This window comes from Tolypothrix bouteillei VB521301 (assembly GCF_000760695.4).
In the GTDB taxonomy this organism is placed as follows: domain Bacteria; phylum Cyanobacteriota; class Cyanobacteriia; order Cyanobacteriales; family Nostocaceae; genus Scytonema; species Scytonema bouteillei_A.
Genome location: NZ_JHEG04000001.1, coordinates 5,569,018 through 5,591,647 on the forward strand (window position 1 = coordinate 5,569,018; position 22,630 = coordinate 5,591,647).

General features: G+C 41.9%; 19 protein-coding genes and 1 pseudogene. 6 read left to right on the forward strand and 14 right to left on the reverse strand.

What is annotated here, in order from left to right:
• Positions 1–39: 39 nt before the first annotated feature.
• From HC643_RS22455 to HC643_RS22475, 5 genes are all read right to left on the reverse strand, one after another.
• On the reverse strand, positions 40–846 hold the full coding sequence (locus tag HC643_RS22455) for an endonuclease I family protein (protein ID WP_237265927.1): 807 nt from the start codon (positions 844–846) through the stop codon (positions 40–42).
• 110 nt (positions 847–956) lie between these two features.
• On the reverse strand, positions 957–1,967 hold the full coding sequence (locus HC643_RS22460) for a D-alanine--D-alanine ligase family protein (RefSeq protein WP_237265928.1): 1,011 nt from the start codon (positions 1,965–1,967) through the stop codon (positions 957–959).
• Positions 1,964–3,139 carry a KamA family radical SAM protein gene (locus tag HC643_RS22465; RefSeq protein WP_050045282.1) on the reverse strand — a complete coding sequence of 392 codons (1,176 nt, stop codon included), beginning with the start codon at positions 3,137–3,139 and terminating at the stop codon, positions 1,964–1,966. The genes HC643_RS22460 and HC643_RS22465 overlap by 4 nt, the downstream gene beginning before the upstream one ends.
• A 478-nt stretch (positions 3,140–3,617) precedes the next feature.
• Positions 3,618–4,808 (reverse strand): glycosyltransferase family 4 protein, encoded by a 1,191-nt coding sequence (locus tag HC643_RS22470; RefSeq protein WP_038089498.1) that lies wholly within the window; start codon positions 4,806–4,808, stop codon positions 3,618–3,620.
• Positions 4,809–4,949: 141 nt separating this feature from the next.
• Positions 4,950–6,608, reverse strand: a complete 1,659-nt coding sequence (locus tag HC643_RS22475; protein ID WP_137986123.1) for a DUF2079 domain-containing protein — start codon at positions 6,606–6,608, stop codon at positions 4,950–4,952.
• 226 nt (positions 6,609–6,834) lie between these two features.
• Between HC643_RS22475 and HC643_RS22480 the strand changes: the two genes are divergently transcribed.
• From HC643_RS22480 to HC643_RS22490, 3 genes and pseudogenes are all read left to right on the forward strand, one after another.
• Complete coding sequence (locus HC643_RS22480; RefSeq protein WP_038089496.1) at positions 6,835–8,232, forward strand: TldD/PmbA family protein; 1,398 nt, start codon at positions 6,835–6,837, stop codon at positions 8,230–8,232.
• 43 nt (positions 8,233–8,275) lie between these two features.
• Positions 8,276–8,937 (forward strand): annotated as a pseudogene (locus tag HC643_RS22485) (Uma2 family endonuclease).
• 45 nt (positions 8,938–8,982) lie between these two features.
• Positions 8,983–9,675 carry a Uma2 family endonuclease gene (locus HC643_RS22490; protein ID WP_038089493.1) on the forward strand — a complete coding sequence of 231 codons (693 nt, stop codon included), beginning with the start codon at positions 8,983–8,985 and terminating at the stop codon, positions 9,673–9,675.
• Positions 9,676–9,742: 67 nt separating this feature from the next.
• On the opposite strand, the gene coaE is transcribed toward HC643_RS22490, so the two are convergent.
• The 7 genes from coaE to HC643_RS22525 form a co-directional block, all read right to left on the reverse strand.
• A complete protein-coding gene (gene coaE, locus HC643_RS22495; protein WP_050045281.1) occupies positions 9,743–10,369 on the reverse strand; it encodes a dephospho-CoA kinase in 627 nt (208 codons plus the stop codon).
• Between the two features lie 9 nt (positions 10,370–10,378).
• Positions 10,379–11,617: an RNA-guided endonuclease InsQ/TnpB family protein gene (locus HC643_RS22500; RefSeq protein WP_167844734.1), complete on the reverse strand. Its 1,239-nt coding sequence runs from the start codon at positions 11,615–11,617 to the stop codon at positions 10,379–10,381.
• Positions 11,618–12,007: 390 nt separating this feature from the next.
• The gene (gene cobA / locus HC643_RS22505; protein WP_038089489.1) at positions 12,008–13,669 is read right to left on the reverse strand and encodes a uroporphyrinogen-III C-methyltransferase; all 1,662 of its coding nucleotides are present in this window, start codon (positions 13,667–13,669) and stop codon (positions 12,008–12,010) included.
• A 21-nt stretch (positions 13,670–13,690) separates the two neighbouring features.
• The gene (locus tag HC643_RS22510) at positions 13,691–14,152 is read right to left on the reverse strand and encodes a tetratricopeptide repeat protein (RefSeq protein WP_038089486.1); all 462 of its coding nucleotides are present in this window, start codon (positions 14,150–14,152) and stop codon (positions 13,691–13,693) included.
• 102 nt (positions 14,153–14,254) lie between these two features.
• Positions 14,255–14,851, reverse strand: a complete 597-nt coding sequence (locus HC643_RS22515) for a hypothetical protein (RefSeq protein ID WP_038089484.1) — start codon at positions 14,849–14,851, stop codon at positions 14,255–14,257.
• 210 nt (positions 14,852–15,061) lie between these two features.
• A complete protein-coding gene (locus HC643_RS22520; protein ID WP_038089481.1) occupies positions 15,062–15,988 on the reverse strand; it encodes a homogentisate phytyltransferase in 927 nt (308 codons plus the stop codon).
• 49 nt (positions 15,989–16,037) lie between these two features.
• Entirely contained in the window at positions 16,038–16,880 is an 843-nt protein-coding gene (locus HC643_RS22525; protein WP_038089478.1) for a methyltransferase domain-containing protein, read from the reverse strand.
• A 145-nt stretch (positions 16,881–17,025) separates the two neighbouring features.
• Between HC643_RS22525 and HC643_RS22530 the strand changes: the two genes are divergently transcribed.
• Both HC643_RS22530 and HC643_RS22535 read left to right on the forward strand, forming a co-directional pair.
• Positions 17,026–18,360 carry a TrkH family potassium uptake protein gene (locus HC643_RS22530; RefSeq protein ID WP_038089475.1) on the forward strand — a complete coding sequence of 445 codons (1,335 nt, stop codon included), beginning with the start codon at positions 17,026–17,028 and terminating at the stop codon, positions 18,358–18,360.
• Between the two features lie 332 nt (positions 18,361–18,692).
• Positions 18,693–19,388, forward strand: coding sequence for a potassium channel family protein (locus HC643_RS22535; RefSeq protein ID WP_038089471.1), 696 nt, complete (start codon positions 18,693–18,695; stop codon positions 19,386–19,388).
• Between the two features lie 120 nt (positions 19,389–19,508).
• On the opposite strand, the gene HC643_RS22540 is transcribed toward HC643_RS22535, so the two are convergent.
• A complete protein-coding gene (locus HC643_RS22540) occupies positions 19,509–20,657 on the reverse strand; it encodes a tetratricopeptide repeat protein (RefSeq protein ID WP_072040706.1) in 1,149 nt (382 codons plus the stop codon).
• Between the two features lie 122 nt (positions 20,658–20,779).
• Positions 20,780–21,970, reverse strand: a complete 1,191-nt coding sequence (gene queA / locus HC643_RS22545; protein WP_038089468.1) for a tRNA preQ1(34) S-adenosylmethionine ribosyltransferase-isomerase QueA — start codon at positions 21,968–21,970, stop codon at positions 20,780–20,782.
• A gap of 186 nt (positions 21,971–22,156) precedes the next feature.
• On the opposite strand from queA, the gene HC643_RS22550 reads away from it, so the two are divergent.
• Positions 22,157–22,546, forward strand: a complete 390-nt coding sequence (locus HC643_RS22550; protein WP_038089465.1) for a hypothetical protein — start codon at positions 22,157–22,159, stop codon at positions 22,544–22,546.
• Positions 22,547–22,630 lie beyond the last annotated feature (84 nt).

Sequence of the window (22,630 nt, forward strand, 5' to 3'; positions counted from 1 at the left end):
TTGACCAACACCTAGTACAGAGAACACAGAGGCAAAATGCTAAGAATTGCAGTAAGTTCGTTCTGCTAATGTAGCATCTAGCACGAAAGGATTTTCATTGCCTTGGAATTTTGCAATTGCATGGCTGCGCTCGATTTCAGCAGTGTCGGGCGGGTCTTGCTTGTTCCACTGACACAGAGTTTGACGCTGTTGTTTAAAATAGTTTGGGTCTACAGCGTTAGCGCGATCGCTGTAGATAGTGTTGAAGTAAAACATTGCCCTAGCAATATTTCCTTTTACTTCTTCTCTCGGTTCAAATCGAGAAAATGCCGATTCGCTAAATTCATCAATTTTACTACTAGGAATTGTACTCAAACGCACATCATCTCGAAACCATTTCTCAGTACTGCTATCCTCGATTTCGCTGAAAGGTTTGTTACCGCGATCGCTATTAATATCTTTTCGAGAGGGCAACAGATGGTGAAGGTCAGCTCGAGCATTGCCTTTGTCAGCCCCTTTACTTTGAGGCCAAACGTGTTCGGTGTTCTGTCCGAGTCTGTCAGCTTGCTGGCTGGGGTCTCCATCACCAGTCAAACGAATTGAGAACCCACCATAAATATCTGTTACGGTACCCGCTTTGTTGTCAATAATACCAAACATCTGGTCTTTTGCCCTGTCATAGTTTAAGTTTCCACTGGGCTTATACTCTCGTGCGAGTTCCCTAATTAAAGCCGTCGGTGATGTCTCACTTTCTTGAACTTGAGGTGGAGGAGTTGGCACTTGAGCCAAGGGGCTGGCTTGTACTGGGCTCATCCATGCAAAAAATATAAGAGAAATGCTAACGAGTAGCAATTTGATAAGTTTCATTTTTTCTTCAACAAAGTATTTTCTGGAAATACGCTGGTACATTGGCAAAATACCAGTTACTTCTCAATAGGTGCAAATCAAATTAACTTATGTACTTTGCAATTTCCGTGTCAGATCTTTGCCCACCTTGTCAAAGAAGCCTTCAAAATCACCTCTATCAATTCTTGATAAGATAAACCAGCCGCACGCGCAATTTGAGCAAAAGAACGCTGGGGATGCAAAGTAGCATCTGCGTTAATATCTAATAGATACGCCCGCCCATCGGATGCCATACGAAAATCAAAGGTTGCATAGTCGAGCGGTCCCAAAAACTTCATTAATTCCAACGCGATCTCTTGCAATCCTTGTAGTTTTGAATCAGCAATATCGACTCCAATTTTCTGAAACTTCCCCTGACGCTTGGCTTGCAAATCTAACACTTGCTCACTCAACGGCTCTCCCGTGGCGTTGACTGTTTCCACTGCACCCAATAATAATGGTAAAGAATTGCCAACAACACCCACTGTAATCTCACGACCTGCAATAAATTCTTCACACAGTACTGGTGCGTCAAATGACTGACCTATTTCTTCCACTTGTTGGCGGAGTACAGTCAATCCCTCTTGGTTATCAAATTTCCGCAACCCCAACGAGTAACCTTCACAACTGGGTTTCAAAATTGAGCTTGACCAAGGAGGTAAAGATTGAATATTTTCTCCTGTTTCATATCGATACCAAGGGGGTGTCAAAATTCTACGCCACTGCAACACGGGTTTAAGTAGGTCTTTATTCAATGTCAAACTTTTGGCGGTAGCATCACCGCCAGTGTAAGGAATACCCAATTGCTCTAAAATTGCAGGTGCTAGAGCAGTACGATTGCGGGAAAGGGTTCTGACGGAAAGGTTCCAAATAAAATCTGGGAGTTGATTGCAACGCCATCTTTCTAACAAATTATTTAAAGTGCCAATTTTATCTACTTTGTGACCTAAAGCTGTTAAACTATCTGCTACAGCGTCCACTTCTTCTGGTTCTCGCCAGTGATAGTGTGTTTGTTCTTTTGCTGTTAAGTCTGACATGATGTCAGCTTCAAGCTCAAATAATAATCCTATCTTCTTGGGGATTGGGGATTGGTTATTGGTCACTGGTCGCTGCTCACTGGTCTTGTTTCTTCAAGCCAATAGGTTTGCTCGTCAATTGGTAATAATATCACTCCAGAGTTCTCTAATCCCCGCCGCACTTGTTGCCATTTAGCAACTAACTGTATGGGTGAACCCGGAAGAATCCCTACGAGTTCTAGTTTGCCGTTTTCATGAGTTAAGATGTAGCGAAAGCGTTTGACAGGTCCACTGCACTGTTGGCGAACTGTTTCTATTAAGTGCATTCCTTCTACTATGGGCAGTTGAAAGTGAGTTGCATGCTTGACGGGACGTGGGTGAAAGATATATTGAGGAATGACGCTATGGCGGTGGAGTTGTTTGAAAAGTTCCGTTAAAGTCTCTGGAGAGTCGTTAATTCCTTTCATTAAAGCAATTTGAGAAGTCAGCAAACAACCAGCTTTTTGCAGGTTCTCTAAGGCGCAAATTGTTGTTGTGGAGATTTCACGGGGATGGTCAAAATGGCATTGAATGATGATTTGAAATCGAGATTTATATTGATACAAAACATCTAACAATTCTGGATCGGTGGTAAAGCGACTGGGTAAGAAAGCGGGGAGTTTGGTACTGATGCGAATTTGCCAAATGTGCGGAATTTGTGCGATCGCACCTAAAAGATTAGCCAGACGGCGAGTGCTGGTAATCATGGGGTCGCCACCTGAGAGAAGCACGTTGTCTATTTCTGGATGTTCGGTGATATAAGCCAGCGCTTCTTGCAAATCCTCAATTGTCTCTTTTGTCAATACATCACGGCTCATCAACCGCCGTCGAAAACAGTAGCGGCAATGTCCCGCACAAGCTTGAGTTACAATTAACACTGCTGTTTGGTTGTACTTGTGCTGCAAACCTTGTATGATCGTGGACAGTTCTTCTCCACTCGTATCAAAGCTGCCAGATTCATCTTGCTCGCCTTCTGAAGGTAACAGCAGCAAACGCAGGGGATCGTTGGGGTTTTGCCAATTTATAAGATCTGCATAACCTTGGGGAACCATCATGGGAAAGCTATGCTTTGCGTTAGCTACGCGATCGCGCTCATCTGGGGATAAAGGTAACCAGTCTTCTACGTGATGGGATAGTTTTAAACTTTCAATTAATTCCTCCTTCCAATCTCTGGCTGTAGGAAAGTTTTTTGGAACTTCATTGATACTTGTGTTTGTCATTTCCCACACTAATACTAAGATTGTTTCGATTATCCCAAATTTTGAACATTCTATTCCGAACGTGCGTGTTTAAGTTAATAAGCAAGTGAATAAATGGGGATAGTTTTCTTTTTTTCTATTTTTTTAAATTGAAAGATTGATTAAAGTTTAACTTTACTGTCTGGAGAATTATTGCTTAACAAATCTGAATCTTTCAGCTAGCCTGCTGTCATTATCGTGTCTTTAATATAAAATTTATTTGAAGAAGACAGGAGGCAGAGGGCAGAAGGCAGCTATGTAAGTTTCACTAAGCCCATAAATCCATAGTTCGACGTTAGCTAGCACGCTCATCAATAACGCTGATATTATTTTTGTGTAGTACTATTTCTGGTTGTTAGTTATTGCTTTACAGCAATGCATACGGCTGCATTATTCAATAATGCAGCCAATTTTGGAGTGAGAACAGCAGAATCTCGAGTCACCAAGCATTGCTAACAGTCTATAACCAAAGTACTTGCGATCGCTCTTCCAAGACTCGTTTGTAAACATCCTCTGTTTGTTTTGCTAATTTAGCCCAACAGAAACGACGTTCTAAGTCTTCATAAGCGTTATCAATCAGCCATTGGCGGTAGCCCGGATTTTTTAACACTTCTAAAATTCCCCAAGCCAAGGAATCTGGATCGTTAGTATAAGTTACAATCCCTGTTTTGCTATGTTGTACCACTTCTGGCAACCCGCCTGTATCGGAAACGACAACTGGAACGCGAGAGGCAAAACTTTCTAGAGCAACAATTCCAAAGGGTTCGTAGAGACTGGGAAAAACAGCACAATCAGCAACTGCTTGAAACTTATCTAAGTAGTCATCGGAAATAAAGCCGGTGAAATAGCATTTATGCCAAATCCCTGTATCCCAAGCTTGCTTTTTCAGATTGTCTGTGTTACCACCACCAATAATCACAAACTTAACATATCCTCCCATTTCCCAAAGTACTTTAGGCGCAGCATTGAGAAGCACGGAGACACCTTTTTCGTAGGTCATGCGACCTACGTAGTAAACAATTTTTTCGCTGTCTTCAGCAAATTGACGGCGAAAATCTAGAGCGGGAAAATCTTGGTGGAGCTTTTTCTTTTCCGGTCGAATCCCATTATAAATAACGTCAATTTTATTCCAAGGACAGTGTAGCGCCCGTTCTACCTCTCGCCGCATATAGTCGGTACAAACAATGACTCGCCAAGCGTCGTAGGCTAACAGTTCTTCTTTGTTACTTATATAACTTTGGGTAGCCGTGTAAATACCGTTATATCGACCGTATTCGGTAGCGTGGATCGTAGCGATTAGGGGTATTTTAAAGTTGTGTTTGAGAGCGATCGCTGCATCTCCAACAAGCCAATCATGAGCATGGATGAGATCGAAGGGTCCCTCCTCAAGCAAGAGTTTTCCACCGTGATGACCCATGCTCTGATTTAAATTAACAACCCAATGAAAAAAGTCATAACTGGGTGCAATCGGTATGCGATGTACTCGAACTCCTTCCACCACCTCATACAACGGAGCATTGCCAAATTCCGGTGTAATTAAGTGGATTTCATGTCCTAACATTACTAGTTCCGGGTATAACTCTGATACATGACGAGAAATTCCCCCAACTATACGAGGCGGAAACTCCCAACTCAGCACTAGTATTTTCATCTCCTACACCCTACCTATTACAAATTTCTAACTTTTTACATTGACCCCAAAATACAAACTTGGCTACTGCTGCGATATACAATAATTTTTCTGTTGTTGTAGCATATTCCAGGAAAAAGTAGTGGAAGTTACATGAAAATATTAGGTAGATTGCTGCAAGATCGGTTGAAGTTGTTGGCGGAAAGATGACCAAGCTGCTGTTGCTTGTGCGTCTGACGCAGTCGCTTTCTTAAGTAAAATAACTCCATCCCTAAAACCGATAATGCCATATTCCCCATCGCCACTTATTTGGTCAATCAGCGTCACAAGTTCTCGCAGTAAACCGCGCTCGCCCTTAAATGCTGGTTGATACTGTTGCAACTGCCAAAGGTCTGCAATGGCATAATCTACTTTTATCACCTCCCGTGCATCGTTACGCACTTGCAAAGCAGGCAAACGCAGAATTTCGCGACGACTTGAAAGATGAGGAACTAGGAAAGTCGTTGCAGATACACTAGCATTAGATGGAATTGCTGATAACAGAGGACGGAACTCAGAAACATGATGCCATTGTTGGGGCAAAGATACATACACCCAAGGTTTGATCGAGTCAGGAATCACAAAATAAAAAGTTTTATTGGGATTGGATGTCACGCTTAACACTAGGGAAAGACAGATACAACCCACCCAAAAACGGCGAAATGATGGTTTAAACGATTGACGGTGCTGTGACCACCAGAGAATTGACCCGTAAAATAATCCTGGAACGACAGTTAAAGCATAACGGATCGTAATTGCCAATACGGATTCTCCTTTACCCAAAAAAAGTTTGAGCAAGGGGAAACCTGCTATAGTCCAGGAAGCGGGAGCAACAGCTGGCACAAATGCCAAAGGCAACCATTGACCGAGTAAATATTTAATAGTTTTATCTACTGGAGTTACAAATTCTACAATTAACCGCCAGGGATTGCGAATCATTCCCCAAATAATATCCAAGGTAGACGCTTTATCCCCATCTGCATATTGCCCGAACCTTTCCAGCATAAAACGCCGGGAAATATCCTCAGAAAACAGAGGCATAATTGCATTGGTAAGAACCAGCATATAACCAAAACTTAGGGTACAGACAGCAAGCCCAGCACGGGGAAAGCGCTTGCTAAGAATCATGTAAACCCCGACACCAAATAAACCGACGCCTGAGTCCTCCCGTACTGCTAAAATGAAAATAGCAAGTACCCAAAAAAGCTTCCACCAGCGCTTTTCCATGGCTAAAAACAGCCCAAAGAAAAACAATGGAATCTGGCTTATGTCGTGAAAGTTGCTTAAGGTAGGACCAATCACGGCATTAGCAGCGTAATAGCTAGCAGTAATCATCACCGCTATGGGTGGTTCGATGTATTGTCGTGCTAAGACGTATAAGACTAAACCCGCAGCAGTTATGAGCGTTACCTGCAACACCGTCAAAGTAGCGGGCGAAGGAAACAGAGCGTAGATTGGTAGCCAAAGTAATAACGCTGGGGTAAAGTGTTGACCCAATCTGTGGTAGTAGACTGACGCAACTTCTCCAGAGTGAACGACGTTTGTTGAAAGACTCGAAGAAAGAGAACTTTGAAAGAAGCGACCGTGAAGGTTATTCCAAAAAACTTGGTTAAAGATACCTTGGTCGAAGGAAGCATAAAAACTGTAGTAACGATGCAGGGTAAATAATAAACAGAGAACAAAGAAGATAGATCCTAATAGGAAGACTAATGAAAGCTCGCTCTTTGTCTCTAAGTCTAAATTTGGGGTTAGTTGCAGCTTTTTTTTCAATTTCGACAACATTACTGACAGCGATCGGTGACCAGTGACCAGTGACCGATGACCAGTTAATCCCTATACTTAGAAGTAGAGGTTACCGATCGTCAGTCACTTTTAAACTCTAGCAGGAGATAGTTTAAATTTTATGACACAACGCCTGGAAGTTGAGAGTCTGTCAATTAAGTGTCTCAACTTATCCGTATCAATGCACAATGAATGGAGTTTGTCGTTATTCCTGTCCTAATTACAAATGCAGACCTTACTTGCTGACGCCCAAAATCTACTGAGCGATCTTATCACCCGCTACTCATCAAGCGTAGATTATCTCATGATTCGTCTTGAAGAAGCGGAAGGAACTGATATCTTGTTGCGTGGCGACAAGGTAGAAACTTTAAGCGAAGGCATTACTATTGGCGGGCAAATTCGCGCTTGCTATAAAGGGGGATGGGGATTTAGTAGCTTTAACCAGCTTTCAACCATTCGCGATCGCATAGAAGAAGCCATTACTGCGGCTAGAATCGTTGGCGATGAGGAAACTATACTAGCGCCTATTGACATAGTTCAAGATATATGCAATTTACCCCTAACGGGAACCAATCCCCGGCAAATTCCGCTCAAAGAGAAAAAAGAATTGTGCGATCGCTACACGGACTTGCTCAGAAGTGTTGACCGACGCATTACCACCACTTCAGTGCGTTATGCTGACAGCACTCAAAGAGTCATTATTGCGACTAGTGAAAAAACCTACATCGAGCAATCCTGGATAGATATGGAAATCCGTTTTGCTGCAACTGCTAGAAATGGCGAGACGGTACAAACGGGAAGGGAAACCTCAGGTTCGCGTAAAGCTTTTGAAGATTTAATGAATTTAGATGAACAAGTAAAACTTGCAGCACAAAGAGCAGTTGCAGCTTTATCTTTGCCATCAGTTAAAGGGAATACTTACACTGTAGTCATTGACCCCATTCTCACGGGGTTATTTGTCCATGAAGCTTTTGGACATCTTTCTGAAGCAGACATGGCTTACGAAAATCCAGATTTGCTAGAAGTGATGACTATTGGGCGGCGGTTTGGTCCAAAAGAGTTACACATTTTTGATGGTGCTGCGCCAAATGGACATCGCGGTAGCTATTTTTATGATGATGAAGGCACACCAGCAACAACAACACCCCTGATTCAAGAAGGCATGTTAGTGGGGCGCTTGCATTCCCGCGAAACAGCAGGCAAATTGGATGAAAAGCCTACGGGTAATGCACGGTGTCTGAACTATCACTTTCCTCCTATTGTCAGGATGACCAACACCTGGATTGAACGGGGTAAGACGCCCGTAAGGGATTTATTTAATGATATTAAAGAAGGAGTTTATGCCCGTAACTGGTTGGGCGGTATGACGAATGGGGAGATGTTTACCTTTAGTGCGGGGGAGGCGTGGATGATTAGAAACGGTAGAATTGCTGAACCTGTGAAAGATGTAACGCTTTCAGGGAACGTTTTCCAAACCCTGGCAGATATTGAAGCGATCGGCGATGATTTTTACTGGGATGAATCTGGTGGTTGTGGCAAAGGCGGACAAAACGGTTTGGCTGTGGGTTGCGGTGGTCCGAGTTTGCGGATTCGTGATGTGGTAGTTGGTGGTGAAGTTGCGTGATTTTAAGATGGGCTAAAGAGGAAAATGCAAGCAGGAGAAAACAATGGTCAGCAGCTTTAAAGAACTGATTGACGAACCAGAACTGGATTTTGCAGACGATCCAGAGGAGCGATTGATAAAAAGTGGTTTAAGTTGGCAAGCATATGAAGCAATATTAGCCAGACTGGAGGATAACTCCCATTACCGTGTCACCTACTTAGATGGAATCTTAGAAATTTTATCGCCCTCAATCAGACATGAAAATATAAAAACAAATTTGGGTATGCTGCTAGAGCGTTTCTTCTACAGCAAACGCATTCGTTTTGTACCTATGTGCAGTTCCACATTCAAAAACAAGGCAAGAAAAGCTGGGGTAGAACCAGATGAATGTTATTGCATAGGAGAAGCAAAAAAAGTACCAGATTTAGCCATTGAAGTCGTTGTAATGAGTGGCAACATAAGAAAATTAGAGGTTTACCGACGCTTGGAGTTTCAGAAGTCTGGTTCTGGGAAAAATATCAATTTAAGCTGTACTACTTACGGGAAAATCCAGAAGCTCCTCTAGCCAATGTTTACCCTGACACCTATGGGTACGAGCAAATAAACTCAAGCAAGTTGTTGCCACAGTTAGATATTTCTTTACTGGAACAATGTCTCTCAATTTCCGATTCCATTCAAGCAATTGATGAATTTGAGCGAGGCATTAATCAGGAGAGCAAAAAGTAGCATGCTACATTTAAGCTAACGCCTTGCAAAACGGGAAACTCACTCATGACACCTTCTGTGAAGCACGATGCAACTATAGGTAAAATACCACCTTTAGAAAGTGGCGATCGCCTGACGCGCCCAGAGTTTGAGCGCCGTTACATAGCAATGCCGCATATAAAGAAAGCAGAATTAATAGAAGGAGTGGTTTACGTGGCGTCTCCCCTAAGATTTAAAAGTCACGGACAACCTCACGGGCAATTGATTACCTGGTTAGGAGTTTATCAAGCATCTACTCCTAATGTGTACTTAGCTGATAATGCCACAGTACGTTTAGATTTGGACAACGAACTACAGCCGGATGTTGTGCTTTTAATTGATGACAAATTAGGGGGACAAGCACGCATTAGTGAAGATGATTATCTTGAAGGCGCACCAGAGTTAGTTGCAGAAGTTGCAGCCAGTAGCTCATCAATTGATATGCATGATAAAAAGTCGGTATACCGTCGTAATGGCGTACAGGAATATATTGTCTGGCAAGTTTTGGACAATCGACTCAATTGGTTTAGCTTGCAAAACGGGGAATATGTTCCTTTAGAAGTAGATGCAAATGGAATTATCAAAAGTCGAGTTTTTCCCGGTTTGTGGTTGGCTGTTTCAGATCTTCTAGCAGGAAATATGGTTCAAGTGCTAGCAGTACTACAGCAAGGAGTGAATTCTTCAGAACACGCCACTTTCATTCAAAAGTTTGTCAATTAAAGTCTTGGTGAATAGAATTTGGCTATACAGGCAAAACCCACCTACGTGGGTTTTAAAATTTGATTTTTCATATAGTCCGCTTGCGCGGACTTTGTTTGTATAGTCGCGCATCATATTCGCAGGCTTTATCCACCTGTTCTATGAGCATTTCTAAGGTAGAAGAGTTATCTAAAACCACATTTGCCTTGGCGACTTTCTCTGAAATTGGCATTTGGCTCTGAATCCTAGCTTTTGCTTGTTCTAAGGTTAAATTATTTCGTTGCATCAATCTTTCTAATTGCTGTTCTTCAGAACAACTAACAACCCAAATTTCTGTTACTAAATCTGTCATTCTTGCTTCAAAGAGTAAAGGCACAACTAAGACTAGTGTTTGTGCAGGAGATGCAGCTATTTCTTGCAAGAAGCGATCGCGCACGTAAGGATGGATCGAACTCTCTACCCAGTTGCGTTCCTCTCGATTGTTAAAAATTATCTCACCCAGTTGCTGGCGGTTGAGGCTACCATCTGCCAGTAAAATGTCTTCTCCATAACGCTCAGCGATCGCCTGAAGAATTGGCGACCCTATAGATACCGCATCTCTAGCATAAATATCGGCATCTAAAACAGGTATCTTGTAAACACTCGCCAAATAATTAGCAACAGTCGTTTTGCCTGTCGCTATCCCACCAGTTAATCCAATAATACGTTTAATCATCTATGTGAACTACCCACACTGAACCGGAGTACCGGGTACAGTGTTGGCTTCCAACTTCACGGAGGAATGCCGCATCTTAGGCTTACGCCCTCGAATTGGTCTGACTTCCTCTCCATTGGCGTTAGCCTCCCCCGTCCCAGAGGAGGACAGCATTCTGATACCTTCGGCTCTAATGTTCGTCGCGGCATTACCATCTCTGTGATGATGAGTACCACAACTAGGACAAACCCAAGTTCTGATATCTAACGGTAACTCGTTGATTTGGTAATGACAATGAGAGCAAAGCTTGGAACTAGGGAACCATCTGTTGATTTCTACCAAAACCTTGCCTTCTTTTTCCAGCTTGTAGGCTAAGAAATTGGTAAAAGTCCCCCATCCCGTATCAGATATTGCTTTTGCCAGTTTGTGGTTGCGAACCATGCCCTTGACGTTCAGGTTTTCAACGACTACAACTTGATTGTTGTTTACAATCAATCGAGATAATTTGTGTAAGTAGTCTTGGCGGACATTGCTAATTTGTTCGTATACCTTAGCTACAATTTTTGTGGCTTTTCTACGACGATTACTACCTTTGACCTTGCGAGCAGCAATGCGTTGTTTCTTGGCTAATTTCTGTTCATATTTAGCGAGATGTTTTGGATTTGGATATTTGGAAATCTTTTCGCCATCGTAGGTAACGGCAAAATCCACAATACCTAAATCAATCCCAATCACCTGACCATTTGTCTTTGATGTGGGATAATCACCCGAGTACTCCATCAGCACAGAAGCGTAGTACTTGCCGGATGGGCATTTACTGACAGTGACAGTTTTGATAGTGCCATCAACAGGTCGATGTATCTTTGCTTTGACAACACCTAATTTCCCAGGAAACTTCAAACAGTCATTGATTTGTTCTACCTTCTGTGGATACTGAATAGATTGACGGTGGTGAATTGATTTGAATCGTGGATATTTCCCTCTCCCCTCAAAAAAGTTTTGATATGCACGACTCAGATTCAAACTCACAGATTGCAAAACCTGTGAGTAACATTCTCCTAACCATTGAGTCTGTTGATCTTTTTTGAGGGCAGGCAATAGAGAATTGAGTCCTGATTGCGACAAGCCTTTGCCAGTTGCCTGATAAGTTTCAATACATTTATTCAACCCATAATTCCACCACCATCTCGCACAACCAAAGTGTTGTGCAAGTACTTGAACTTGTTTATCGGTAGGGTACAGTCTGACTTTTACAGCTTGTCGTCTCATCTAAACATCTCCCAAACATCGACCTGTTACTATTATATACTATTTTCAGTAAAAACTATCAAGAAAATAATTGGCGACTCCTCATACACCTTTGTCCTTCAAGCCTGCGGCTTACATGAGCCAGAAATATGCAATCGTCGTCGCCCGCCTTATATCCCGCCACTGATTTGGAGTCCCAAATGAGCGTGGGGGACTTACGGCGTATAAGTTAAATCCGCAGAGCTATACGCCAGTTGTCAGGGCGCGGGAAACCTTCCTGTAGCACTGGTCTCACCGCCTACGTGGGTTTTAATATCTTGATTTTTCGTAAGTCCGCGCAGGCGGACTTAGTTTGTGTAGTAGCGAATTATATTCGCCCAAAACTTTTCTCAGGTTATTTCTACCGTTTGTTTAAGAATTTATTGACCATTTTATGAGTGCTTGTGTTAAGCCTTCCAAAGTATATTCCTCTGCTTCAACATCTACTCTTCCAAATAAAGAACGACAAGTTTTGGAGGTTTGGGGACCAATGGAAGCAATACAGACTTTCTCTATGGATTTTGCGATTGACTGATGGCTTGACACTTCGGGTAAAGCAAATGATAAATCTTCTTGAGAATTCTTAGAGAATACTTTTTGTATCAGTTGATAAAAAAATTGTACTGTTTTAGAACTGGTAAAGGTAATCACATCCACAGTTCCATTCTGAAGTGCTATCTCTGCTGGGGGCGGGACATTCTCCGGACAGCGAGATTGATAAGCCGCTACTTCTACAACAAGTGCTCCTTTTGCAGTTAATTCCTGCACCAAAATTTCCCGTCCACCGGTTTCTACTCTGGGAAATAAAACTTTTTTACCCGCAAGTTCTTCAGGAAAGTTTTCTATTAAGGAATCTGCCACAAAGTTGGGAGGGATAAAATCAGCTTGGAGACAGCGTTGTTTGAGGCTTTGGGCTGTCTTTTCTCCAACAACGGCAATTTTAAGGTCAGATAAAGTCCGAGCATCTTTATTTTGGGCAAACAACCGTTCAAAAAAATAGTCCACCCCATTGGTAGAAGTGAGAATCAACCAATCAAAGCTAGATATCTGTGAAATAGCATTATCCAAACCTTCCCAACTTGAGGGCGGAACAATTTCTATCGTTGGCATTTCAATAACGGTTGCACCCTGTGAGGTCAGGGCTTGTGTAAATTGGCTGGATTGTCCGGCGGCGCGTGTTACAAGAACGGTTTTACCTGTCAGGGGAAGAGAGGGGGAGAGGGGGAGAGGAGGAGATGGGGGGAGGTTTGCGTCCATAGTTTCAAGATGCGGGGCGTTGGAGAATAAAAATTCCTCTATATATATGTTCTTTGGTTCCAAGTACGGGCGCAGCTCTACAACTTGACCAATAACGATCGCAGCTGGTGAAAGCGAGACACCAGAGGTTTGCTCGAGTATATTTTCTAACGTACCTGTCCAAATTTGTTGTTGAGGAGTAGCTGCCCATTGGATAATGGCAATCGGTGTTGTACGCGATCGCCCTTGCCGCACAAGTCGGTGTATAATTTCACCTAATTGCTGAGCGCCCATTAAAATGACAAGCGTTTCCAAGCGCGATAAAGCTTCCCAGTCTAAAGCATCTGGTTCATGAGCTGTTAAGACAGCAAAACATCGGCTCATCACTGGATCTGTTAGGGGAATTCCAGCCAATAAAGGGGCTGCAAGGGCTGAGGAAATTCCCGGTATAACTTCAAAAGCGCAATCAGCAGCTTTTAATGCTTCAATTTCAGAAGTACTGCGACCAAAAATAAACGGATCTCCTGACTTGAGGCGTACAACTTGTCGTCCCAGTTGGCAATACTTCACGAGTAGGTTGTTAATTTCGGTTTGAGGTGTACTGGGTTGACCGCCTCGTTTTCCTACATTAACTTGCAAACAATCTTGTGGTAGGTGCTGCAATAACTCTGTATCTACCAGAGCATCGTAAATCAGTACTTCAGCGATCGATAAAAGTTTGCAGGCTTTGAGTGTTAGATAGGCAATATCTCCAGGTCCAGCACCCACAAGATAGACTTTGCCTTTTGGTTTATTCATGAGTCTTACAATTTTTATATTTTAAACCTTCTTTAGTTTTTCCAGAATGCGATTAACTTCTGCTAATTTTTGCGATTGACGCTGTGCTTGGAGTAAATCTCTGGCTTGTTCCAGCGTAGCAATGGCTGACTCTTTTCTTTCTAGCCGCATCAAAGCGTTGGATAGCCGCAAATAAGCATCGACTTTTTTTGGTGCGCGGTTAATGACATCTTGAAATTGTTGGGTTGCTTCTTCGACTCTTCCTTGCTGCATTAAAGTATCACCTAACAGTAGATGAACCACATCATTTGTTGAATTGATAGCAATAACTTGGCGAAAAGCTGCTTCTGCATTTTTGTAATTTTCTTGCTGGTAAAGCGTGACTCCTTTCTGGAAAAGATTGGCAGTAATTAAGGTTTTCCAAGAAAAATAGCCAAGCAATGCAAGACTCGAAATAACGGCAAATACAGCAAAGACAGAACTAGGTTGAATATTGTCAAACATTATCTTAATTCCTCAATGTAAAACATAATAAGTAGATGGTCACAAATGTCATTTGTCATTGATAAGGGTTTTAGTATTGAGATTTTTGACAAAAGTTCTATTTTATTCCAATCCCAAACTGAGAATTCCTAAAATTTTACTAACTTGGTTCAAAAAATATTCGTTTAAATCAATTTCTATTGTTGTTTCTCTTAACTGCATAAACTTCCAACTACTTCCGGTAGTGACAGCACCGATTATTTGAGAAACCTGCTTGCCTTTTTGCTGATTGAAAATCTGAGATGCAATCATTTCTGCCATACACTGTCCTAAACCTGATTCAATATTCTCATTTTTTGCCTCTACTACTGCAATAACTGGTGATGTAATAACTAATTGTTCTGGAGAACGACTGATAAGAAAATCACAAAAACCATTTAAACCTTTTTCTACGTCAACGATAAAATCTTTACCAGAAAATAAACTAACTTTTTGAGGGTACAATCGCTTTAATTCTAATAAAATCGGTGTAATAATCATTTCCGAACGGGATTTTTCTGAATTAATTGCTAAGGCTATTGGTGTATTAAAGCGAAGAGTTTCAGCTAAGTAATTGCTGTAAGTAATTTCTGGAACATCTTCAAATTTACCAACTTTTTCTATTAAATTAATATGAAATTTTTCTCGAATTGATTCAATATCAAACTGGCTGTAAGGCATGGTCTTACCCTTCCATTCTAAAAATCATACCAATTCAAAAAATGTTTGCAACAGATCCGATGGTGAAATTTTTGCATTGGGACTGCCTCTTGTACTTAGCTAGAAATGCGAGGCTGTGCCTCACAGATTGCATTCCCAGGCTATGCCTGGGAACGAGAGAACGGTGAATATTCCCCAATCTATATTTGGTCACTGGTTGCTGTTATACGTTCACGCTAAAAGACAAGCAATGGGGAAAATTAAATATTCCACGAAAAACAGCTTCCAAATAAACTGATAAAATCGAGCAATGTCGCTTTTTTCCTGCAAGTTAACTTTTTGACTCTGCCACCACATCCAAATTAAGGCAACTAATTGTGTCAAAATTAGGAAAATTGAGTTGACTTCTGCTAGCTTAAATAAGCTTACCAAAATCATTCCCATGTAACATAGAGTCAAGACCCAAATTGCAAGATAAAAAACGGCTTGTTTGCCAAGTTTAATCGTGAAAGTTTTGATGTTGTACAGAAGATCTCCTTCGATATCGGGAATATCTTTAAAGATTGCGATCGCAAAAGCAAAAACCAAAATAAACAATGTCAAAACCCACACCTTAGAAGGAATCAACTGATTTTTTTGCAAAACCCAACTAAAGTGTAAAAACAACCCTAAGTTAACTATTGCCCCACGCACTGAAAAAATGCAAACCGCCGCCCAAAAAGGAAATCGCTTTAAGCGGATAGGTGGTACAGAGTAAGCCGTACCAATGGCTAAACTAACAGCGACAACTCCAAATAAAAAAGGTCCTTGGATAACTGATAACAACAGTGCCAAAATACCAGTTATGCCAACAATCCACTTACCTGTTTGCATGGAAAATTCTCCAGCGGCAATAGGCAAATGGGGCTTATTAATTTTATCAATTGCCACGTCTTCGAGTTGATTCAATCCCACAATATAAACATTGCCACACAGACAAGCAATCCATGCTCCTAAGAGTGGAAGGGGGGAAGTGGGGGAATCGGAGAGTGGGGAAATTGCAATGAGATACAAACCTAAAACACTTAAACTTGTACCAATAATCGTGTGAGGACGTGAAAACTTCCAAAAACTGTAAAGCCAGCTGTCCTTAAACCGTCGTTGCGAAATCTGATTCATCAAAACCTCCTCTCTCTGTGTCTTACGCAAGCGTGGGAGTACAAGTTCGTTATTTCGTTCCACACAACAAACCAAATCGAACTAATCCACGTTCGTAACCCCGACGCATTAAACCTAAAGACAGCGCAGCTTGGATTGTTGTCCAACCCGAAAGTAGCAAACCCCAAATCGCTTGTGGAGAAAACGCTGAATCAATCACCGTGTCCCAAAATGGTGCAACAGCCTTTGACCAATCTGCAGTACGAATATTTTGCAAACCGAGTTTGCAGGCAATATTCTCATACTCTGGTAAAGAAATAACGTAAGGCAAGCAGTAAACTCGATAAATTTCCGCCAAATGCTTTTCCTCATCTACTGTGAGTGGTGAACTGGCAATAGATCGATGGCACCAAGTCACCATAATGAATATTCCACCAGGTTTTAGCACCCTCTTGCACTCCTGCATAAACTTAGTTTTATCAGGCATATGCTCGCCACTTTCTAGCGCCCAAACCAAATCAAAGGAATTGCCCTCAAAAGGCATTGCTTGAGCATCTGCAACCTGAAAATGAGCTTGAGAACCCAAATTTAACTCTTGGGCGCGTTGTGTTGCTCTTGCTGCTTGCACCGGGCTTAAAGTGATTCCTGTAGCCTTAGCGTGAAACTTCTCTGCTAGATATAGCGAACTTCCACCAATTCCACATCCTACGTCTAGTATATTTTCAGCTTTTTGAACTCCAGCCCAGTTCAGTAGTTCTTCAATTAAGTCGATTTGTGCTTGACGGCGATCTTTTTTCACCTTGCCATCTGCACCATAGTAGCCGTGGTGCATATGTTCTCCCCAGATTTGTTCCCACAACCCGGAAGAAGCATCGTAAAACTGCTGAATTTGCTGGTAAAGTGTTGCACTCATGAAGAAAAGCAGTGATAAGACAAAAATTTAGACACATTCGTAGGCTACCATGTGTGTTTTTATTTAAATTAGGTTAATGTGTTTTTACATCTAGGTAAGAGTGATTCAACTCTACTACCTAGGGTGTTGCGAATTTTACATCTATATGACTGTTTCTCAAAAAATTTGTTTGGGATTTCTAGCAGTCATCAGCGTAGGAACTATCCTACTGATGATGCCTTTTTCGACCAGTAGCGGTCATTGGAATGACCCGATTGTAGCCTTATTTACTTCTACTTCAGCAGTTTGCGTTACAGGTTTGGGGGTTGTTGATACGGGTACTTACTTTTCCTTTTGGGGTCAATTTTTTATGGCTCTTTTGGTCCAAATTGGGGGTTTGGGCTACATGACCACCACAACCTTTCTCATTTTGTTGATCGGTCGGAGATTTGAATTGCGACAAAAAATCGCTATCCAACAAGCCTTAGATCGACCGGGAATGCAAGGAAGCGTCCAAATAATTCGTTCCATCATTGCCACTACCTTAATTTTTGAAATCACTGGAATATTTTTACTGCTACCTGCTTTTGTTCCAGATTATGGCTGGAGTAAAGGGCTTTGGCTATCGATTTTCCACAGTATTAATTCTTGGAACAATGCAGGTTTTAGTTTGTTTCCAGATAACTTAATCAAATATCAATCATCGGTTTTAGTCGTTTTTGTTGTCAGCGGGTTAATTATTTTTGGGGGCATCGGCTATCAAGTCATTTTAGAAGCTTTTGTTTGGCTGCGCGATACTTGGCAAAAACGACAACTAAAACTCCTGTTTTCTTTAGATTTTAAGGTAGCAGTGAGTACAACTCTGGTTCTTTTAATTTTGGGAGCTATTGCATTTTTCTTTGTGGAACTTAGAAATCCCGCAACATTTAGTAACCTCAGTTTTCCGGATAAATTATTAGTTGCTTGGTTTCAATCAGTGACACCCAGAACTGCTGGATTTAATACTATTGACATAGGCAAAATGACAACAGCAGGGTTATTTATTACTATTGCACTGATGTTTATTGGTGCCAGTCCGGGTGGAACGGGAGGTGGTATCAAAACAACGACGTTGAGAGTTCTTACAAGTTGTACCAAGGCAATTCTTCAAGGCAAAGAAGAAGTTTTGCTCTACGATCGAAAAGTCGCAATCTCTTTAGTATTAAAGGCTGTTGGTGTTTTAATTGGCTCAATTGGTACTGTCATTCTCGCTACGATATTGATTGCACTAACAGATCCAAAAATATCATTTATTCAAATTCTTTTTGAAGTCGTATCGGCTTTTGCAACTGTAGGTCTCTCTACAGGAATTACAGGAAGTGTTTCTGTAGGAGCAAAACTGATACTCATAGTTACAATGTATATAGGAAGGGTTGGCGTTTTGCTGCTTATGTCGGCAATCCTTGGAGATCCGCGTCCTACTAACGTTCATTATCCTGAAGAAAATTTGCTTGTGGGCTAGTTATATCATAAGGGAGATGATTCACAGTCAATACTCAATGCCTGATAAATAATTTACCAGAGTGATAAGATATAGTTGATTGGGCAGAAAATGAAAACCTTTAAAATTCGGTTATGCCGAATTTTTCTGGGAATATCCTAAGTGTGTAAATTATTCTCAGACTGTAAGTCTGGGGCTATATACAAAAGCCTCTTCCGCAAGCTAGAAGTAGTTCGCGCAGGCGGATTTTGTTTGTACAGTCGCGATTTAGAAGATCGCATAATATTTTTGCACTCGTTAAGATGCTGCCGTTTTTCTCATAAAAAAAGCATTGTTAATTAAGGATCAAAACTGTGAATTTGTCATCGTTGGGATTTTTTCGCAGTCTGCGTAAAGACAACCAGCAATTTGCTGTTATAGGGTTAGGTCGTTTTGGGCGTTCTGTCTGTTCAACTTTACATAAGTTTGGCTATGAAGTCTTAGCTACGGATATAGACGAAAAGCGGGTATCGCAAGCATTAACGGAGCAAATAACTGCTCATGCTTTGCAACTAGATTCAACAGAGTCAGCAGCACTCAAAGAAGCAGGAATTTTGGAATTTGATACGGTGATTGTGGCAATTGGAAATTACGTTCAGGAAAGTATAGTCACAACATTAAATGTCAAAGAGGGTGGTGTACCTCATGTTGTGGCAAAAGCTTCTAGTGAAGTTCACTGCAAACTATTACATAAAGTAGGAGCAGACCACGTTGTCTTTCCTGAATATGAAGCAGGTTGTGCTCTAGCAAGAACTCTGACTAAGCCTTCTATCTTGGATAGATTTGACCTCGACCCAGATAACAGTATCGTAGAAGTGATTGTACCTGATGAATTTCACGGCAAAACCATCGCGGAACTGCAACTTCGCAACCGCTATGGTTTGAATTTACTTGCTGTAAGTCAGGATGGAAAATTTCAAATTAACCCCGACCCCTACAAGCGTTTTGAACGCGGTTCGGCGATGGTGGTTATTGGCTGCAACAAAGATATCAATCGCTTGCCAATTTAGGGGGATAGGGGGACAAGGAAGACAAAGAAGAAATACTGGCAACACATTATCATCCCCATTACCCTATCTCCGGAGGAAAACCCTACCTTCCCCAATCCATGCATCCACCCATCCAAAATATTATTGGCCTAAATTGAATGTTGGTTCTTCAACCCGAATGGGTACACTGTCGTTATTGCTTTGTGGTTCAGTGGGAGTTTCTGTTGGGGTTGGTGTTTCTTGTTCGGGTACCGCTACAGTGCTAGTAGGCGTTTGAGTAGGCGCAGTATTTTGAGTTTGACCGACCTGAGTTTTTTTGTATGCTGCTAGTTGGACAATTTGCTGCATCAATTGCTCTACTTTACTTGCCTGCTCGATGTTACCTTGTTTGCGGTAGCGATCGCGAGCTGATTTCAACGCTCCATGGGCTTTCTTATAGTCGCCCTGATTGTACCAAGTCACTCCAAGGTTATAGTATGCTTCAGCATTGTTGGGAATTCGACGAATGGCTTGCTGATAAACAGCGATTGCTTCTAATGCTTGACCCTGGTTTGCCATCAAACCTGCCATGTTATTGTAAGCTTCAGCGTTTTCAGGATTGATTGCTAAAACTTTGCGATAGGCTGCGATCGCTTCAGTTGTTTGTCCTTTTTGTTCTAAAGCTTTTGCTAAGTTAGAGTAAGCGTTAATATTGGTGCTATCTAAATTAACGGCTTGTTGGTATAGAGCGATCGCTTCATCCACTTGTCCGAGTTCATACACTGCTAACCCCTGATTGTAGTAAGCAGACGCCATGGTTGGGTCGATCACTATAGCTTGACGATAAGCAGTTATAGCCGCCTCTTTCTGTCCTTGTTTGTGTAGCGCTAATCCAATGTTGTAGTAAGCTTCGCCAAGATTGGGGTTAATTCTAATTGCTTCACTAAACTCTTGCACTGCTGCATCCAAGCGATTTTGCTGCAACATGATACTACCTAAGTAATTGTAAGCAGCAGCTATATTTGGATCTCGCTGTAACGCTTGACGCAAAGCAGTCTCCGCCGCCTGAAAGTCTTTGTAGTTGTAGCGCATAACTCCTTGCTGGAACAAGCTTGCTGCTTCAAGATTCTGAGAAGGAACAAAAGTTTCAGCAAGTAGCTTGGTTTGAGAAGTAACCATCAATGATGGTGTGACTGCCAAAAAAGCAGAGAGAGTTAAGAGAAGCCCGAAAGTTTGCTTCCGGCGATTTTGATGAAGACCTACTCTTAAGAAACCGAAAAACCACTGACAAACTTGATATTTTTGAGACATGACTGGCAGACCTGCATTTATGCTATAGGCTTATAAGTCAGGTTACCCAGAACAAAATTTAAAATTAACTTGTTAGTTGTTAGTGGTTAGTAGTTTTACCAGTAACAACTAACAACCAACAACTAACCACTCACCATCTGTGGCAAAATCAACATGGCATCCCCGAAAGAATAAAAGCGGTAACCAGAAGCGATCGCCTCTTGATAAACACTTAACAATTTTTGCCGACCAATTAAAGCACTCACTAACATTAACAAACTAGAACGCGGTAAATGAAAGTTAGTAATCAAACCTTCAACAACGCGCCATTGATAGCCGGGATAGATAAACATATCCGTCTTACCACAAAATGGTTTGAGTTCTCCTTGAGAAGCTGCGCCTTCAAGTGCGCGTACTACTGTTGTACCCACAGCAATAATCCGACCACCAGAGGCTTGAGTCATGCGGATTTTTTCTACTGTTGCGGAAGGGACTTCAATCCATTCTTCATGCATTTTGTGGGTTTTTATATCTTCCACTTCTACAGGACGAAATGTCCCCACTCCTACATGCAGTGTCACAAATGCTTGCTCGATACCGCGCTGTTGCAAGCGATCTAATAATTCTGGAGTAAAATGTAAACCCGCTGTAGGAGCTGCAACAGCGCCCGGATGTTGTGCGTATACTGTTTGGTACTGCTCGCTCTTAGCTTCAGAAGCTGTAATGTAGGGTGGTAGAGGAACTTCACCAAATACGTCTAATAATTGCACTAGAGATGTTCCTTCTGGCAAATCAAATTGCAACAACCGCCCTCCAGTTGTTTCGTCTTTGTCTACAACTGTAGCTGCGATTTGGCGCGGAACTTGGGAGAAATCTTTGTTATTCCCAATTTCCCATCCCTTATCCCCGCTCTTTATTCTTGGTTCAAAAACTATCTTGGTTCCAGGTTTAAAACGCTTTCCCGGTTTAACTAGAGTTAACCAGCAATTATGCTGTCGTTCTTCTAGAAGTAAAACCTCTATTTCTGCACCCGTTTGTTTGTAACCGTATAATCGCGCAGGAATGACTCGCGTATTATTCATTATGAGTAAATCCCCGGATTGCAGTAACTCAGGTAAATCGCAGAAAATATGATGTTGGGGAGCCGCTTCCAATCCGGTCTTTGGATCGACCACTAGCAACCTAGAACGATCTCTCGGCACTACAGGATTTTGGGCAATTAATTCTTGCGGTAATTCATAGTCGTACCCCGCCAAACAAGTATCTAATTCCGTGTCTTCCTTGTTAGCGTTAAAGGCAGCGTCGTAGTTGTTTCTAGTTGATGGTTCCTGCATTTATAGTTCACATCTTTATCAAATTTTTAGCAGTCACAGGTTGCGGTTTACTGGATACTAGTAAACTCCACAAGCAAAATTGGGTAAACCTCCCCATGGAAAAACGGGGGCTTCTACCCTAGCAAGGATTGGGGTCGATCTACAAATAATAGATATGTAGGGTTAGCTTTGATCCCAAGCACCAAGATGGAATACTTGTATTACCTGGCCAATGCCAGTTTAACTCTGAGGGTTGTTCAATTCTTGCATGGCAGACCCCAGATACCCGTTTCATTCGTCACCGTAATTCATCAAATTGATGGTTGGGTGGTTAGGATCAAACTAAAGGGTCGCATTTCAGCTCAAGTTGATGGTGATTTTCAAGCTTTCTTAAATGAACTAGGCATTAGTTACGAGCCACCAATGCGAGTGCAAATGGCACTTTGGAGTTTGGAAGCAGGACAATGCCCTGTTGATGTGATGCGCCGCTATCAAGTAGCGATCGTTTCTCACGGAAATCCAGAGAAAGAGGAAATTGAGGCATTTCGACAGCAGTTTGTCCGAGGTTTGGGCTATTGCCCAGAAACATTGGCATGATTGCTGTTTTAGTTCGCAATCCTGCCAGATTATTTGATTGGTTGTTAGTCACTCGTAGCAGGTAATTGATGATTTTAAAGTTTT

Coding starts and splice junctions, on each gene's coding strand:
- HC643_RS22550 (WP_038089465.1), top strand. CDS start 22,157: ATGGAATACTTGTATTACCTGGCCAATGCCAGTTTAACTCTGAGGGTT.
- HC643_RS22520 (WP_038089481.1), bottom strand. CDS start 15,988: ATGAATCAGATTTCGCAACGACGGTTTAAGGACAGCTGGCTTTACAGT.
- HC643_RS22490 (WP_038089493.1), top strand. CDS start 8,983: ATGACACCTTCTGTGAAGCACGATGCAACTATAGGTAAAATACCACCT.
- HC643_RS22465 (WP_050045282.1), bottom strand. CDS start 3,139: ATGACAAACACAAGTATCAATGAAGTTCCAAAAAACTTTCCTACAGCC.
- HC643_RS22455 (WP_237265927.1), bottom strand. CDS start 846: ATGAAACTTATCAAATTGCTACTCGTTAGCATTTCTCTTATATTTTTT.
- HC643_RS22500 (WP_167844734.1), bottom strand. CDS start 11,617: ATGAGACGACAAGCTGTAAAAGTCAGACTGTACCCTACCGATAAACAA.
- HC643_RS22540 (WP_072040706.1), bottom strand. CDS start 20,657: ATGTCTCAAAAATATCAAGTTTGTCAGTGGTTTTTCGGTTTCTTAAGA.
- HC643_RS22480 (WP_038089496.1), top strand. CDS start 6,835: ATGCAGACCTTACTTGCTGACGCCCAAAATCTACTGAGCGATCTTATC.
- cobA (WP_038089489.1), bottom strand. CDS start 13,669: ATGAATAAACCAAAAGGCAAAGTCTATCTTGTGGGTGCTGGACCTGGA.
- HC643_RS22530 (WP_038089475.1), top strand. CDS start 17,026: ATGACTGTTTCTCAAAAAATTTGTTTGGGATTTCTAGCAGTCATCAGC.
- queA (WP_038089468.1), bottom strand. CDS start 21,970: ATGCAGGAACCATCAACTAGAAACAACTACGACGCTGCCTTTAACGCT.
- coaE (WP_050045281.1), bottom strand. CDS start 10,369: ATGATTAAACGTATTATTGGATTAACTGGTGGGATAGCGACAGGCAAA.
- HC643_RS22470 (WP_038089498.1), bottom strand. CDS start 4,808: ATGAAAATACTAGTGCTGAGTTGGGAGTTTCCGCCTCGTATAGTTGGG.
- HC643_RS22515 (WP_038089484.1), bottom strand. CDS start 14,851: ATGCCTTACAGCCAGTTTGATATTGAATCAATTCGAGAAAAATTTCAT.
- HC643_RS22475 (WP_137986123.1), bottom strand. CDS start 6,608: ATGTTGTCGAAATTGAAAAAAAAGCTGCAACTAACCCCAAATTTAGAC.
- HC643_RS22510 (WP_038089486.1), bottom strand. CDS start 14,152: ATGTTTGACAATATTCAACCTAGTTCTGTCTTTGCTGTATTTGCCGTT.
- HC643_RS22525 (WP_038089478.1), bottom strand. CDS start 16,880: ATGAGTGCAACACTTTACCAGCAAATTCAGCAGTTTTACGATGCTTCT.